Origin of the sequence: Vibrio minamisatsumaniensis, from assembly GCF_050337445.1 — a bacterium.
GTDB classification, from domain to species: Bacteria; Pseudomonadota; Gammaproteobacteria; order Enterobacterales; family Vibrionaceae; genus Vibrio; species Vibrio artabrorum.
Map to the genome: position 1 here is coordinate 15,990 of NZ_JAKJSY010000017.1, position 15,018 is coordinate 31,007.

Annotated in this window: 19 protein-coding genes; 11 read left to right on the top strand and 8 right to left on the bottom strand. The window is 44.7% G+C overall.

Features of this window, described 5'->3' with window-relative positions; translation table 11 throughout:
- The first annotated feature begins 13 nt into the window (after positions 1–13).
- The 4 genes from L4B77_RS05115 to L4B77_RS05130 all read left to right on the top strand — a co-directional run bounded on the left by L4B77_RS05115 (position 14) and on the right by L4B77_RS05130 (position 3,214).
- The gene (locus tag L4B77_RS05115) at positions 14–1,018 is read left to right on the top strand and encodes an ornithine carbamoyltransferase (protein WP_372092590.1); all 1,005 of its coding nucleotides are present in this window, start codon (positions 14–16) and stop codon (positions 1,016–1,018) included.
- Between the two features lie 266 nt (positions 1,019–1,284).
- Positions 1,285–2,214: an aspartate carbamoyltransferase gene (pyrB, locus tag L4B77_RS05120; protein WP_429748908.1), complete on the top strand. Its 930-nt coding sequence runs from the start codon at positions 1,285–1,287 to the stop codon at positions 2,212–2,214.
- Between the two features lie 12 nt (positions 2,215–2,226).
- Positions 2,227–2,688, top strand: a complete 462-nt coding sequence (gene pyrI / locus L4B77_RS05125; protein ID WP_429748910.1) for an aspartate carbamoyltransferase regulatory subunit — start codon at positions 2,227–2,229, stop codon at positions 2,686–2,688.
- Between the two features lie 136 nt (positions 2,689–2,824).
- Complete coding sequence (locus L4B77_RS05130) at positions 2,825–3,214, top strand: RidA family protein (RefSeq protein WP_429748912.1); 390 nt, start codon at positions 2,825–2,827, stop codon at positions 3,212–3,214.
- Between the two features lie 179 nt (positions 3,215–3,393).
- Here L4B77_RS05130 and L4B77_RS05135 read toward each other — a convergent pair whose 3' ends face one another.
- From L4B77_RS05135 to mlaF, 8 genes are all read right to left on the bottom strand, one after another.
- The gene (locus L4B77_RS05135) at positions 3,394–4,119 is read right to left on the bottom strand and encodes a 1-acylglycerol-3-phosphate O-acyltransferase (protein WP_429748914.1); all 726 of its coding nucleotides are present in this window, start codon (positions 4,117–4,119) and stop codon (positions 3,394–3,396) included.
- Positions 4,120–4,269: 150 nt separating this feature from the next.
- Positions 4,270–5,535: a UDP-N-acetylglucosamine 1-carboxyvinyltransferase gene (gene murA / locus L4B77_RS05140; protein ID WP_429748916.1), complete on the bottom strand. Its 1,266-nt coding sequence runs from the start codon at positions 5,533–5,535 to the stop codon at positions 4,270–4,272.
- Positions 5,536–5,543: 8 nt separating this feature from the next.
- Positions 5,544–5,798 (bottom strand): BolA family iron metabolism protein IbaG, encoded by a 255-nt coding sequence (gene ibaG / locus L4B77_RS05145; protein ID WP_261838179.1) that lies wholly within the window; start codon positions 5,796–5,798, stop codon positions 5,544–5,546.
- 13 nt (positions 5,799–5,811) lie between these two features.
- Positions 5,812–6,120: an STAS domain-containing protein gene (locus L4B77_RS05150; protein WP_429748919.1), complete on the bottom strand. Its 309-nt coding sequence runs from the start codon at positions 6,118–6,120 to the stop codon at positions 5,812–5,814.
- Positions 6,121–6,726, bottom strand: a complete 606-nt coding sequence (locus tag L4B77_RS05155; protein WP_429748975.1) for an ABC transporter substrate-binding protein — start codon at positions 6,724–6,726, stop codon at positions 6,121–6,123. It abuts the gene before it with no gap.
- Positions 6,727–6,802: 76 nt separating this feature from the next.
- Complete coding sequence (gene mlaD, locus L4B77_RS05160) at positions 6,803–7,294, bottom strand: outer membrane lipid asymmetry maintenance protein MlaD (RefSeq protein ID WP_261838181.1); 492 nt, start codon at positions 7,292–7,294, stop codon at positions 6,803–6,805.
- 2 nt (positions 7,295–7,296) lie between these two features.
- Positions 7,297–8,076 (bottom strand): lipid asymmetry maintenance ABC transporter permease subunit MlaE, encoded by a 780-nt coding sequence (gene mlaE / locus L4B77_RS05165; RefSeq protein WP_429748921.1) that lies wholly within the window; start codon positions 8,074–8,076, stop codon positions 7,297–7,299.
- A gap of 1 nt (position 8,077) precedes the next feature.
- A complete protein-coding gene (gene mlaF, locus L4B77_RS05170; protein WP_372092585.1) occupies positions 8,078–8,872 on the bottom strand; it encodes a phospholipid ABC transporter ATP-binding protein MlaF in 795 nt (264 codons plus the stop codon).
- A gap of 264 nt (positions 8,873–9,136) precedes the next feature.
- On the opposite strand from mlaF, the gene L4B77_RS05175 reads away from it, so the two are divergent.
- The 7 genes from L4B77_RS05175 to L4B77_RS05205 are packed head-to-tail and all read left to right on the top strand — an operon-like array spanning position 9,137 to position 14,946.
- Complete coding sequence (locus L4B77_RS05175) at positions 9,137–10,105, top strand: calcium/sodium antiporter (RefSeq protein ID WP_429748923.1); 969 nt, start codon at positions 9,137–9,139, stop codon at positions 10,103–10,105.
- A gap of 34 nt (positions 10,106–10,139) precedes the next feature.
- A complete protein-coding gene (kdsD, locus tag L4B77_RS05180; RefSeq protein ID WP_429748925.1) occupies positions 10,140–11,111 on the top strand; it encodes an arabinose-5-phosphate isomerase KdsD in 972 nt (323 codons plus the stop codon).
- A complete protein-coding gene (gene kdsC / locus L4B77_RS05185; RefSeq protein ID WP_261838186.1) occupies positions 11,111–11,668 on the top strand; it encodes a 3-deoxy-manno-octulosonate-8-phosphatase KdsC in 558 nt (185 codons plus the stop codon). The genes kdsD and kdsC overlap by 1 nt, the downstream gene beginning before the upstream one ends.
- Positions 11,665–12,228 (top strand): LPS export ABC transporter periplasmic protein LptC, encoded by a 564-nt coding sequence (lptC, locus tag L4B77_RS05190; RefSeq protein ID WP_261838187.1) that lies wholly within the window; start codon positions 11,665–11,667, stop codon positions 12,226–12,228. Before kdsC ends, lptC begins: the two co-directional genes overlap by 4 nt.
- The gene (gene lptA / locus L4B77_RS05195) at positions 12,209–12,703 is read left to right on the top strand and encodes a lipopolysaccharide transport periplasmic protein LptA (RefSeq protein WP_261838188.1); all 495 of its coding nucleotides are present in this window, start codon (positions 12,209–12,211) and stop codon (positions 12,701–12,703) included. Before lptC ends, lptA begins: the two co-directional genes overlap by 20 nt.
- Before the next feature lie 2 nt (positions 12,704–12,705).
- A complete protein-coding gene (gene lptB / locus L4B77_RS05200) occupies positions 12,706–13,431 on the top strand; it encodes an LPS export ABC transporter ATP-binding protein (RefSeq protein ID WP_261838189.1) in 726 nt (241 codons plus the stop codon).
- 54 nt (positions 13,432–13,485) lie between these two features.
- A complete protein-coding gene (locus tag L4B77_RS05205) occupies positions 13,486–14,946 on the top strand; it encodes an RNA polymerase factor sigma-54 (RefSeq protein ID WP_429748929.1) in 1,461 nt (486 codons plus the stop codon).
- Positions 14,947–15,018: the final 72 nt, after the last annotated feature.

Below are 15,018 nucleotides of genomic sequence, written 5' to 3' on the forward strand. Positions count from 1 at the left end.
CAAGGAGCGAGAGATGGCCTTTAATCTTCGCAATCGTAACTTTCTAAAACTTCTCGACTTTACCCCTAAAGAGATTCAGTTTTTACTCGACCTGTCTGCCGACTTAAAAAAAGCAAAGTATGCAGGTACAGAACAGAAGAAACTCAACGGCAAGAACATTGCTTTGATCTTCGAGAAAGCATCAACTCGAACACGATGTGCGTTTGAAGTGGCCGCCTTTGATCAAGGTGCTCAAGTCTCTTACCTTGGCCCTTCTGGCTCCCAGATTGGTCAAAAAGAATCAATGAAAGATACGGCGCGTGTTTTGGGGCGTATGTACGATGGTATCGAATACCGTGGTTTTGGCCAGAGTATCGTTGAAGACTTGGGCGCTTATGCGGGCGTGCCGGTTTGGAATGGCTTAACCGATGAGTTCCACCCTACTCAGATCTTAGCTGATTTCCTTACGATGCTTGAGCATGGTCGTGGTAAACATCTACACCAAATCCGCTTTGCTTATCTAGGTGATGCACGCAATAACATGGGTAACTCTCTGTTAGTCGGTGCTGCGAAAATGGGCATGGATATTCGCTTGGTCGCGCCAAAAGCGTTCTGGCCAGAAGAACAGCTCGTTGAAGAGTGCCAAGCTATCGCACAAAGTTCAGGGGCTAAAATCACTCTAACGGAAGACGTGGCGAAAGGCGTGAAAGGATGTGACTTCCTATACACCGATGTTTGGGTTTCGATGGGTGAAGCGCCAGAAGCTTGGGACCAACGAGTTGCGCTGATGACTCCTTACCAAGTAAATATGGATGTCATTAAGCTCACCGGTAATCCTCAAGTAAAATTCATGCACTGCTTACCCGCTTTCCACAACAATGAAACCGTGATCGGCCAGCAAGTCGCAGACAAGTATGGAATGAACGGTTTAGAAGTGACGGATGAAGTCTTTGAATCGGATTACTCGATTGTGTTTGATGAAGCAGAAAATCGCATGCATACCATCAAAGCAATAATGGTGGCGACATTAGGTCAATAGAGAATCACTTACATCAATAAAAGCTTGATGTAATCGCTTGCGCTCACAAATTGAAAGCGTATAATTCTCGGCAATTTGTCTGAGAGTAGTGAAAATGGCGCCAACCAATATTGTAAAAACACATAATAACATTGTGAAAACACCCAATATTGCTCGTAAGCTAAGATGCTTATCAGGCCGTCTATTCTGCTTTTCAGCACTTTTTTAAAGCCTCCCATTATGGGGGGCTTTTTTATGGCCAATACATTATTGTGAGGAAGAAGATCATGGCGAATTCGCTCTATCAAAAGCACATCATCTCAATTCCAGAGCTTTCTCGTGAAGAGCTAGAATTAATTGTTCAAACGGCAGGTCAGCTGAAAGCTGAACCAAACCCAGAACTCATCAAGAACAAAGTTGTTGCCAGCTGCTTCTTCGAACCTTCAACGCGAACTCGTCTCTCTTTTGAAACGGCGATTCAACGCATCGGTGGTGATGTGATTGGTTTCGACAGTGGCGGTAACACTTCTTTAGCAAAGAAAGGTGAAACGCTAGCAGACTCGGTACGGGTTATCTCTTCCTACGTTGACGCTTACGTGATGCGTCACCCTCAAGAAGGTGCAGCACGTCTGGCTTCGGAGTTCTCAAACGGTGTACCGGTTATTAACGCGGGCGACGGCGCAAACCAACACCCAACACAAACGTTATTAGACCTGTTCTCTATCGCTGAAACGCAAGGCCGCCTCGACAACCTAAACGTAGCCTTCGTTGGTGACCTTAAGTACGGCCGTACGGTTCACTCGCTGACTCAAGCACTCGCGAAGTTCGACAACATCTGTTTCTACTTCATCGCTCCAGAAGCACTGGCGATGCCTGACTACATTTGCGAAGAGCTTGATGAAGCGGGCATCAAATACCAACTGTTGACGGAGATGGAAGATGTCATTCCTGAACTGGATGTCTTGTACATGACTCGAGTTCAAAAAGAGCGCTTTGATGAATCGGAATACGCGCACATCAAATCCGCGTATATCCTGACCGCTCCGATGCTGGAAAATGCCCGTGACAACCTAAAGGTTCTGCACCCTTTACCACGCGTTGACGAAATTACCGTTGATGTCGATAAGACGCCTTACGCATACTACTTCCAGCAAGCTGAGAACGGTGTTTATGCGCGCGAAGCATTGTTAGCCCTTGTTCTTAATGAAACGCTGTAGAGGAGAGATATCATGTCTAAAGAGACTCAATTAAAAGTTGAAGCCATCAAAAATGGAACGGTTATCGACCACATCCCTGCGAATATCGGGATCAAGGTGCTCAAACTGTTCGACATGCATAACTCGAATCAACGAGTTACGATCGGCCTAAACTTACCCTCCTCTGCACTAGGCGGAAAAGATCTACTCAAGATTGAGAATGTGTTTATCACAGAAGAGCAAGCCAGCAAGCTGGCTCTTTACGCACCTCATGCGACCGTTAACCAAATCGAAGATTACGCAGTGGTTAAGAAGCTCGCACTAGAGCTTCCTGAGCAAATCAACGATGTGTTTGAGTGTCCAAACACCAACTGTATTACTCACAATGAACCGGTTGAAAGCAGCTTTAAGATCTTTGAAAAGAAAGAAGATATTCGATTGAAGTGTAAGTATTGCGAAAAAGTCTTCTCTCGCGAGATCGTGACAGAAAGATAACGTCATACGGCCACGCTCACCGAATGCAAAAACCATCAAATACCTCGCCTATGCGGGGTATTTTACGCTTTACCTATCTCACATTTGAAGGCACACTGAAAATCACTTTTTATCTAATAATTGATGGAATAAACCAATGACTAAAGTACTTCACACAGAATCAGCTCCAGCGGCAATCGGCCCATATGTACAAGGCGTTGACCTTGGCAACATGGTTCTGACTTCGGGTCAAATCCCGGTAAACCCAGCAACCGGTGAAGTATCGGATGATATCGCAGAGCAAGCTCGCCAATCTCTAGACAACGTTCAAGCGGTTGTTGAAGCTTCAGGCCTGACAGTAAAAGACATCGTAAAACTGACGGTATTCGTTAAAGACCTCAACGACTTCGGCACAGTAAACGAGGTTTACGGCAAATTCTTCGATGAGCACGGTGTAGCAAACTACCCGGCACGTTCATGCGTTGAAGTCGCTCGTCTACCAAAAGATGTCGGTATCGAGATCGAAGCTATTGCGGTTCGCAAATAGGCTTTATACTAATAGTAGTAAATAACGGGTCATCCTAGCTTGTAAAAAGCCTCGATAACTTCGTTAGAATTTTTGTTTGTAGAATAACTACTTATCGAAAAATGCTGGACGTTTATCAGATGCAAAAAAGGTTGCCCCGTTGGCAACCTTTTTTATTGTTCATCGTTTCGCTTAGATAATTACTTTTTATTAAGCTCAGCCACTTCTTTATCTAACACTTCAAGCTTAGCAGCCATTTGCTCACGAGCTAGGTTAGCGAGTTGACGAACATTAGACTTGTCGTAACCTTCAGTGCTGATAGGTGGCAGCATTTCAACAATCACATGACCATTATTCCAACGGTTTAGCTTTACGCCACCGGTTGAACTGCACACGATAGGAATGATCGGTAAGCCAGCACCAATCGCTGCATGGAAAGCACCGGTCTTAAATGGCAATAAGCCACGGCCACGAGATCGAGTGCCCTCAGGAAACATCCACACTGACACATCGCTCTCTTTTAGACTCGTCACGACCTGATCAATCGTACCGACCGCTTTACTGCGGTTAGCTCGGTCAATGAGGATGTTACCCGTCAACCAGTACAACTGACCAAAAAGAGGCATCCACGCTAGGCTCTTCTTACCAACGGTGACAACCTTAGGTGTGACGGCTGATGAAATCGTGAATAAGTCCCAGCTATTTTGATGGTTAGCAACGTAGACGTGTTGACCACGAGAATAAGCATCTTCTGGGATACGAAGCTCTAATTTGATGCCGAATATTTTCGACATACGACCGAAATAACGGCCAAAGGTAAATACGTGCTTCGGATTACGTGGACTCAGTAGACAGTAACCACATCCAAATACAAACATAAGAATCGCAAATATCGCCACTGCGAAAATACGTAATATTGCTATCATTTTGTTCCTCACCAACCGTAAAGCTCATTCATCGAGTCACACTGAGGTGTACAACAGAGTCATTTGCGGTAAATACAACGATAAAAAAGCCGAAACCAAGGTTCCGACTTTTGTGTTTTTATCTTACGGATTCATGAATCGCTAACCAAGTTAGCTCGACTCACGAAATCGTGTAATGTTTGCGCCTAAAGCGGAAAGCTTATCTTCAATCTTATCGTAACCACGATCGATGTGATAAATACGGTCCACGATGGTTTCACCTTGAGCAATACAACCCGCAATAACAAGGCTTGCAGATGCGCGAAGATCCGTTGCCATAACTTGAGCGCCACTCAATTTATCGGTTTCGCCACAAATCGCCGTGTTACCTTCGATCTCGGCTTTTGCCCCCATTCTCTGTAATTCAGGAATGTGCATAAAGCGGTTTTCAAAGATAGTCTCAGTGATCACACCGCTGCCCTTCGCCATCATGTTAAGTAGCGTAAACTGAGCTTGCATGTCGGTTGGGAAACCAGGGTGAGGTGCCGTTACGATTTTCACCGCTTTCAACTCACGATCTGTCATATCAAGGCTAATCCAATCTTCGCCCGTTTCAATCTTCGCCCCCGCTTCTTCAAGCTTGGCTAATGCCGCTTCAAGAAGATGAGCATGGGTGTTACGACAAACCACTTTACCGCCAGAAACCGCCGCCGCCACCAGGAACGTACCGGTTTCAATACGGTCAGCAACCACAGAGTGGAAACCACCACCAAGACGCTCAACGCCTTCGATCGTAATTGTGTCTGTGCCTGCACCAGAAATTTTAGCACCTAACGTATTAAGAAAATCAGCCGTATCGACAATCTCAGGCTCACGCGCCGAGTTATCAAGAACCGTTTTGCCTTCCGCTAAAGTTGCAGCACACATGACCGTAATGGTGGCACCCACACTGACTTTATCCATTACGATATGCGCACCTTTTAGGCGGCCATCAACACTTGCTTTCACATAACCATCTTCCAACACAATGGTGGCACCTAGCTGTTCTAGGCCATGGATATGCAGGTCAACAGGTCGAGCACCAATGGCACAGCCACCAGGGAGTGACACTTGCCCCTCACCAAAGCGAGCAACGAGAGGACCCAAAGCCCAAATAGAAGCGCGCATGGTTTTCACTAAATCGTAAGGCGCACAGAACTCGTTGATTTCACTGCCATCAACATGAACACTACCATTGCGCGTTACTTTAGCACCTAAACGCTTAAGCAGCTCCATCGTAGTATCGATATCACGTAAGTGAGGGACATTACTCACTTCAACTGGCTCTTCAGCAAGGATTGAAGCAAATAAGATAGGTAGCGCTGCATTTTTTGCGCCTGAGATCGTCACTTCACCGCTTAACGGTTTGTTTGATCCTATAACTCGAAACTTTTCCATCATAAACCTTAAAGTGACATCAGTTTCTTATCGCGTTCCCACTCTTCTGGCGTGAAAGCCTTAATAGAAAGAGCATGGATGTCATTGCGTTGAATGTATTCCATGAGTGGGCCGTAGATGAGCTGCTGCTTCTTAACTCGATTCATGCCATCAAAACATGCATCAACCGCAACAACTTCGTAATGACTGCCTTCTCCCTTCACGATAATTTCCTGAAGGTTCAGTGCTTCTGCTAATAATTCTTGTACTTTTGTGCTGTCCACCAATAGCTCCTGCCTAATTTTTTATGTGTTCTGCCATCATTGGCTGGATATTGCTCAATTGGAACAACGTTCGTAATTGTTCTGGCACGAAACTGAGCATTATATGACAGTTTTGATTTTTTGCATGCTCTAATAAGTGAATTAGCATCACCATTCCTGCTGAATCGACTCGATTGATATGGCTAAGGTCAATTTCAACGCTTAACTCACTTGTTTGCCATTTTTCCAATACTCGCCAGATTGCCGGAACACTATCGCGATCTATGTCTCCGATCAGCTGATAATTTTTAGCGCTTAATCGCTGCCATTGAGAGTGACTCATTTATTTCTTACTCTCAAAATGAATCGGTTGTGCCGCCAGTTTTTCTAGTTCACCAGCAACAGACAAGATACCCTCTTGACGAATCTTAGTGTTCCACTCTGATTGCTTACTCGACAGCAAACTTATGCCTTCTGCAACCATATCAAATGCCTTCCATTCGCCCGACTTCTTGTCTTTACGCAGCTTAAATTCAAGCGTAATGTTGGGCCGCGGCGTATCAATGATATCCAGCTTAATCGTGGTAATACGGCTGTCAGGTTTCACTTTTGGTTCTGGGCCAAACTTAATGATTTGATCCGTATATTGAGTCAATACTTGAGCGTAAGAAGAAACAAGATATTGACGGAATGCATCAATAAATGCACGAACATCTTTTCTATCCGCACCTTTCAAGTTTGGTCCTAGTAGCTTAAGGGCTGCATATTGAGCATTTACATAAGGCATCAACTCTTCTTCCACGATGACCTTAAGTAACTCCGGATCTTGGCGGATGTTCTCTTGCTCACGCTTCAAACGTTCGAAGGCCACTTCAGCAACTTGAGTCATCATCTGATAAGGCTGTGTACGATCAATCGACTCAGCGGCAAAGGCATGAGTTGACATCATTAAAGCAACCAGAGTGAGAAAGGCTTTTTTCAATAGATTATTCGTCTTCAACATAATATTGTTTTTTAACACAAGACTACTCCTTCGCGTCTTTATCATCCGATCCACCAACGCTGTACAACACTTGACCGATCAAATCTTCTAGCACTAATGCTGATTTGGTGTCTTCGATCGAATCACCATCAACTAACATCTCTTCATCTTCAAAAATGAATCCAGGAACCAGACTAATGTACTGCTCACCGATTAAACCCGATGTTAATATTTGAGCACTAGAGGTATCAGGAAACTGTGAGTACTGACTATCAATCGACATTTCCACGACCGGAAGATAACTTTCAGTATCCAGCTCAATACTTTTCACTCGCCCAACAACGACGCCACCAACTTTCACTGGAGAGCGTACTTTTAAGCTGCCAATGTTATCAAAAGTCGCTTTCAAGTTATAAGTATGGTTTGAACCGAGACCTTTTACGTCAGCGACTTGAAAGATCATGATTAAGATTGCGCAAATTCCGGCAATGACAAAGCTGCCGACCCATAATTCTAATTTTCGAGTTTGTTGCATGATTAATTCCCAAACATCAATGCGGTAAGAACAAAATCTAGCCCTAATACCGCTAGAGAAGAGTGCACAACTGTGCGTGTGGTTGCTTGACTAATCCCTTCCGAGGTCGGTACCGCATCATAACCATTGAAAAGCGCAATCCATGTTACGGTAATAGCAAAGACCATACATTTGATCATACTGTTGCCAATGTCTCGACCTAACTCCACCGAAGACTGCATCGCTGACCAAAAGCTACCGTGGTCAATGCCTTTCCAATCGACACCCACTAACTGCGCTCCCCAAATACCGACCGCCATAAAGATCATCGCCAGCAGAGGCATCGAAATAAGACCCGCCCAAAGACGTGGTGCAATAATGCGTTTAAGGGGATCTACCGCCATCATTTCAAGGCTAGAGATTTGCTCCGTCGCCTTCATTAGTCCAATTTCCGCCGTCAATGCTGAACCAGCTCGTCCGGCAAATAAAAGCGCCGTCACCACAGGGCCGAGTTCACGAAGCAACGACAATGCGACCATTTGCCCGAGATTACCCTCAGCGCCGTAATCAATTAATACGACATAGCCCTGCAGGCTGAGCACCATGCCGATGAACAGACCCGAAACTAAAATAATAGCCAATGACTGAACGCCAACGCTATAAAGTTGTTTAACGAATAAAGGGAAGTTTTTTAGTCGCGGAATGCCAAACAAAGCCCCAAATAACATCAAGCTTGCTCGACCAAACGACTCACAGATCGCTAGTGTGCGCTTACCGACACCCGCAATGGCTTTAACAATCATATTAAAACAAATCCTTTTCTAAGCTCTTTGCAGGGAATCTAAATGGCACCGGACCATCGGCTTCGCCTTGCAAAAATTGCTGCACTCTCGGATCGCTATTATTGTACAACTCGTCAGGAGACCCCGCTGCGATGATTTTGCTATCAGCCATGAGGTAAACCCAGTCAGCAATACTCATCACCTCAGGCACATCGTGAGAGACAACAATGGAGGTTAAGCCCAAAGCTTGATTGAGATTCCGTATCAGTTCAACTAAGACCCCCATGGTGATAGGATCTTGACCGACAAAAGGCTCATCGTACATGATAAGTGCCGGATCCAAGGCGATCGCACGAGCCAATGCTGCACGTCTCGCCATTCCACCAGACAATTCGCTTGGCATTAATTGTGCCGCCCCTCGTAATCCTACCGCTTCAAGCTTAAGTAATACGATGGTACGAATGAGTTTTTCGTTCAGTTCTGTGTGCTCTCGCAGCGGAAACGCTACATTATCAAAGACATTAAGATCCGTAAAAAGCGCCCCTGATTGGAAAAGCATGCTCATTTTTTTACGCGCTTGATAGAGTTTTCGACGCGATAAGGCTGGGATATTGTCCCCATCAAACCAAACTTCACCACTATCTGGCGGCAGTTGTCCACCAATCAAACGCAATAAGGTGGTTTTACCTATCCCTGATGGCCCCATGATTGCGGTTATTTTCCCTTGAGGAACGTCTAAACTGATGTCATCAAAGATAACGCGCTCACCTCGAGAGAAACTTAGGTTCTTCACTTTTACAAGCTCAGTATTCAACATGATCTTGTTGTTTCCTTGCTCTAAAAAACGCCAATTATGGCTGCAATAATAATGAGTCTACTTTAGAATTAAAAGCACTGTTCAATTAATTACAAAAATCAGAAAACCATGGCGGAGATCTGAAAGCATTGAGAAATTGCTTATTCAGCGACATTTCTTTACGACTAACTGGCAATTAATTTGTTGAGTGGCTTCCCTTTTACCCAGCAACAAGTCAAAATTAGCGGTTAATTCTCCGTTTTTATTATTTTTTTAGGAACCATTATGCTTCTTGAAGCGATTGCTTTTCTCGTTATCGGCCTAGGTTTTTTGGTGTGGAGTGCAGATAAGCTAGTTTACGGCGCTGCGGCTCTTGCTCGCAATGTCGGTATCTCACCATTAGTTATCGGCATGACGATTCTTGCAATGGGATCTTCGGCTCCTGAAATGATGGTTTCTGCAACTGCAGCCCTAGATGGCAAAACAGATACGGCTGTCGGTAATGTTTTAGGCTCGAACATCGCCAACATCGCACTGATTTTAGGCATTACAGCGCTTATTAAGCCGCTCTCTATCAGTTCTGGTATCATTCGCCGTGAACTTCCATTAATGATAGGTGTTACCGTATTAGCAGGCGCACTGCTTTGGGACAACCATTTAGGCTTTTATGAAGGCGTGTTGTTGTTTGTTCTTTTTGCCGCTTTCTTATTTGCCATGTTACAAATCAGTCGCAATGAAAAAAAGAATGGCGACGCCTTTCTTGAAGAGCAAGAGTCAGAGATCCCTGAAGGTGTCAGTAACCCTAAAGCTGTAATGTGGGTGATCATTGGCCTAATCGTTCTGCCTTTGTCGGCGAATATGCTGGTGGATAACGCGGTTGTTATCGCAAAATACTTTGGTATGAGTGATCTTGTAATTGGTTTAACCATCATTGCGGTTGGTACCAGCCTACCAGAACTTGCAGCATCACTTGCCGGCGTGATGAAGGGAGAAGACGACATGGCCGTGGGTAATATCATTGGTTCGAATGTGTTTAATATCCTTGCCGTTATGGGGATCCCAGGCATCCTCAACCCTTCAATGTTGAATGAGTTTGCAATGGGGCGTGACTTCTGGGTAATGCTAGGTGTATCCCTTCTCCTGGTGATTATGGCACTCGGCAAGTCTCGCAGAGTGAATCGAATTGAAGGTGGTATATTGATTGCGACGTTTGTGGCCTATCAAAGTTATCTACTCATGCACATGTCAGCTTAATTATTGATTTAACCTCCCGCATTTGGAGTATTTTATGTCTCAGCCATTCGATTATTGCAGTGTTGCAAAACAAGTTTTAGAAACCGAAGTTGCAGGTCTTACTCAATTAGACCAATATTTTAATGATGATTTTAGCAAGGCTTGTGATCTGATCCTAAACAACGAAGGCAAAGTGGTTGTGATGGGCATGGGTAAATCCGGTCACATTGGCAACAAAATAGCAGCAACGCTAGCAAGCACAGGAACATCCGCTTTCTTTGTACACCCAGGAGAAGCGGCGCACGGCGATTTAGGTATGATTGAACCGGGTGATATTGTGATTGCCATATCCAATTCAGGCGAATCAAATGAAATACTCAGCCTATTTCCAGTCTTAAAGCGTTTAAACATCAAGATCATCAGCATGACAGGTAAGCCGACATCAAACATGGCGACCTTATCTGATATCCACTTACAAATTTCGGTACCGGAAGAAGCTTGCCCACTCGGCTTAGCGCCAACAACCAGTACCACCGCGACTTTGGTTATGGGTGATGCATTAGCCGTTGCACTTTTGCAGGCTCGAGGCTTTACCGCTCAAGACTTTGCTCTGTCTCATCCCGGTGGCGCTTTAGGTCGTCAATTGCTGTTAAAACTCGATGATATAATGCACACAGGTGACGCTCTTCCAGTTGTCACGCCAAACGCGCTAGTTCGAGACGCCCTATTAGAGATATCTCAAAAAGGCTTGGGCATGACGGCAATCGTTGGTAAAGATGGTCAAATGACCGGTATTTTTACCGATGGTGATTTACGCCGTATCCTAGACAAGCGTGTTGATATTCATAACACCAAAATCGGCGATGTGATGACATTGAACCCGACGGTAGCTGAACCAAATATGCTGGCAGTCGAGGGGTTAAACTTGATGCAAGCGAAAAGCATTAATGGCCTGATGTTATGCCACGAAGGTAAACTGGTTGGAGCCTTAAACATGCATGACTTACTGAAAGCAGGAGTAATGTAATGACACAGACAATCGACACCCTATACGGCACCGTTGATGCTGATGTATTCGCTGTAGCAAAAGAGATCAAACTGCTGATCTGCGATGTCGATGGCGTCTTCTCTGATGGTCGCATCTACATGGGTAACAACGGTGAAGAGCTGAAAACCTTTCACACTCGTGACGGTTACGGCATTAAATCACTGATGAACGCGGGTATTGAAATCGCAATCATCACCGGCCGTCAATCTCAAATTGTTGAGAATCGAATGACCGCTCTCGGCATCAAGCTGATTTATCAAGGTCAAGACGATAAAGTTAAAGCATACCAAGACATTTGCGATAAGCTTTCAGTTAACCCTGAAAATACAGGTTATATTGGAGATGATTTGATCGACTGGCCGGTAATGGAAAAAGTTGGCTTGAAAGTCTGTGTAGCAGATGGTCACCCACTGCTAGCAAAACGAGCCAATTACGTAACAACCATTAACGGTGGCCACGGCGCGGTACGTGAAGTTTGCGACCTTATTTTACAAGCCAGAAATGAACTCGACGTGCACAAAGGTTTAAGCATATGAGTTTTACTCGTATTATCTATTTAATACTCATATTTATCGCTTGTTGGTCAACCTACTACTTGTTTGACAAACAGCAAACATCGACGATACAAGTGCCTCCGAATGTAGAGCTCCCTTCATTTAGTGGCAAGAGTTTGAACAACATTAGCTATAGCCAAACCGGTATTCGTAGCTATCTGGTTGAATCAACATATTTAGAGCACTACTCAGAGGTTGGCGATACACATTTTCAAAATCCGGTTCTCTCGGTATACCGAGATGGACAAACTATTGAATGGCGAATCACCGCTGATCGCGCAATTATGGATAAAAATCAAGTCGTCACTTTTTATGGCAATGTTGTAGCAAAGAACCTGTTGCCAGAAGCCAGTTTCGATACCATGACCACGGATAAGATGGTTGTTGAACTGACTAGCCGAGATTTTTATTCAGAGACTCCGGTCCATATGATCGGTACATTTTTTGAAACTGAGGGACAAGCAATGAAAGGTAATTTCGGTACCAACAATGCGACCCTCTTTAATTCTGTTCAAGGTAGATATGAAACTCTTACACCTTAGTTTATTCGCTTTGGCCCTTGCTGCACCAAGTGTCTATGCCCTATCTTCAGATAGCGAGCAGCCCGTCTACATCGACTCAGACAGCCAGCAATTGGACATGAAAAGTAACCAAGTGACATTTCTTGGCGATGTAAACCTGAAACAAGGTAGCATCAATATCAATGCCGATAAGGTTATTGTTACCCGTAATGCTGCCAACGGCGAAATCGAAGCCATTCAAGGCTTTGGCAAGCCCGCAACCTTCTCACAACTGACTGATGAAGGAAAAACACTTTACGGTGAAGCTAACGACTTACATTACCAACTGGTTGCTGACACATTAATCATGACTAAGAATGCGATGCTGTCTCAAGATGGCAGTATCATTCGCGGTTCTAAAATTACTTATGAGATCGGCTCTCAGAAATTAGTCGCTGACAGTGGTAAAAACAAACGTGTGTCAACGGTTTTACAACCAACGGAAGTGAATAAGTAACGATGGCTGTTCTAAAAGCAAAAAACCTAGCGAAAACCTACAGCAAGCGTAAAGTGGTCACCGATGTAAGCTTGCAAGTCGAATCGGGTCAGATTGTGGGTCTGCTTGGACCGAATGGTGCAGGCAAAACCACATCGTTCTATATGATTGTTGGTCTGGTTGCGCGAGATGAAGGCACCATCAGCATTGATGACCGAGACATCAGTATCTTACCCATGCACAGTCGCTCTCGTCTTGGTATCGGCTACTTACCTCAAGAAGCTTCTATTTTTCGTAAGTTGTCTGTAGAGGACAACATCATGGCGGTTTTACAAACGCGTGATGAAATGACCAAAGAACAGCGCCAAGATAAGTTGGAAGACCTGCTGGAGGAGTTCCACATTCAACATATCCGCACCAGCAATGGTATGGCTTTGTCCGGTGGTGAACGTCGTCGCGTTGAGATAGCTCGAGCTCTGGCAGCCAATCCGCAGTTCATTCTACTGGACGAACCCTTTGCCGGCGTTGACCCAATCTCTGTTATCGATATCAAAAAAATTATCGTTCACCTGCGTGATCGTGGTTTGGGTGTTTTAATCACTGACCACAACGTTCGTGAGACATTAGACGTATGTGAAAAAGCTTACATCGTAAGCCAAGGACACCTGATCGCTGAAGGTACGCCTGAGGACGTTCTCAATAACGAACAAGTTAAACAAGTTTATCTAGGCGAACAATTCCGTCTATGATTAGATAGAGAGTATCGAGAGTTCTAAGAATAATAACTAGGTAAGTAATACTGAATGAAACCCTCATTACAACTTAAGTTAGGCCAACAGTTAGCAATGACGCCTCAATTGCAGCAAGCGATTCGTTTGTTGCAATTGTCGACATTAGATTTGCAGCAAGAGATTCAAGAAGCACTTGAGTCTAATCCACTACTCGATGTCGAAGAAGGCAATGAAGAAGCACCGACGTCAGAAGAAAAACCTAGCAGTGACGAGAAAGAATCAGTTGATACCACAGAGCAAGACTTAGCCGATAGCTCAGACTTAATCGAAAAATCAGAGATTGGCAACGAACTCGAGATCGACACAACTTGGGAAGACGTTTACAGCGCAAATACTGGGAACACTGGCATTGCTCTTGATGACGATATGCCTGTGTACCAAGGTGAAACGACGGAAAGCCTGCACGATTACCTGCTTTGGCAACTCGACTTAACACCATTTACAGAAACAGATAGAAGCATAGCTTTAACACTGATTGATGCGATTGATGACTACGGCTACCTCACTGTAACTTGTGAAGACATCCTTGAAAACTTCGCCAATGAAGAGATCGAGCTGGATGAAATTGAAGCCGTACGTAAACGAATTCAGCAGTTTGATCCGCTAGGGGTCGCTTCAGTCAATTTGCAAGATTGCTTGTTACTGCAACTGGCCACCTTCCCTCAAGATACGCCTTGGCTCAACGAAGCTAAGTTAGTACTGACTAGCCATATCGATCAGCTTGGTAATCGCGATTACAAACTGGTGATCAAAGAGACCAAGTTGAAAGAAGCAGAACTGCGTGAAGTTTTGCAACTGATTCAACAACTGGACCCTCGCCCTGGTAGTAAGATTACTCCGGATGAAACTGAGTATGTGGTTCCGGATGTATCGGTATTTAAAGACCTTGGTAAATGGGTCGTGACCATAAACCCGGATAGCGTGCCGAAGCTGAAAGTGAATCAGCAATACGCCAGTCTGAGTAGCAAAGGCAACAGCGCCGACAATCAATACATCCGCTCAAACTTGCAAGAAGCTAAGTGGCTAATTAAAAGCCTAGAGAGCCGAAATGAGACGCTACTCAAAGTTGCGAGATGCATTGTTGAACATCAACGTGATTTCTTCGAACATGGCGAAGAAGCGATGAAGCCAATGGTTCTAAACGATGTTGCACTCGCCGTTGATATGCATGAGTCGACAATATCTCGTGTTACGACTCAAAAATTCATGCATACGCCACGTGGTATTTTCGAACTCAAATACTTTTTCTCAAGCCATGTCAGTACTGACAATGGTGGTGAATGTTCATCGACAGCAATTCGCGCGCTCATTAAGAAACTTGTCGCGGCAGAAAATACGGCGAAACCTCTCAGTGATAGTAAGATTGCTGCCCTACTGGCTGACCAAGGGATACAGGTCGCTAGACGTACGATAGCGAAGTACCGTGAATCTCTGGGCATCGCCCCATCGAGTCAGCGTAAACGCCTACTATAAGTAAATTACGTTCGCTGTTTAGTCAGCGATGTGTTTGCTTTTAACCTGGCAACTAACTGAAAAGGAAAGTCT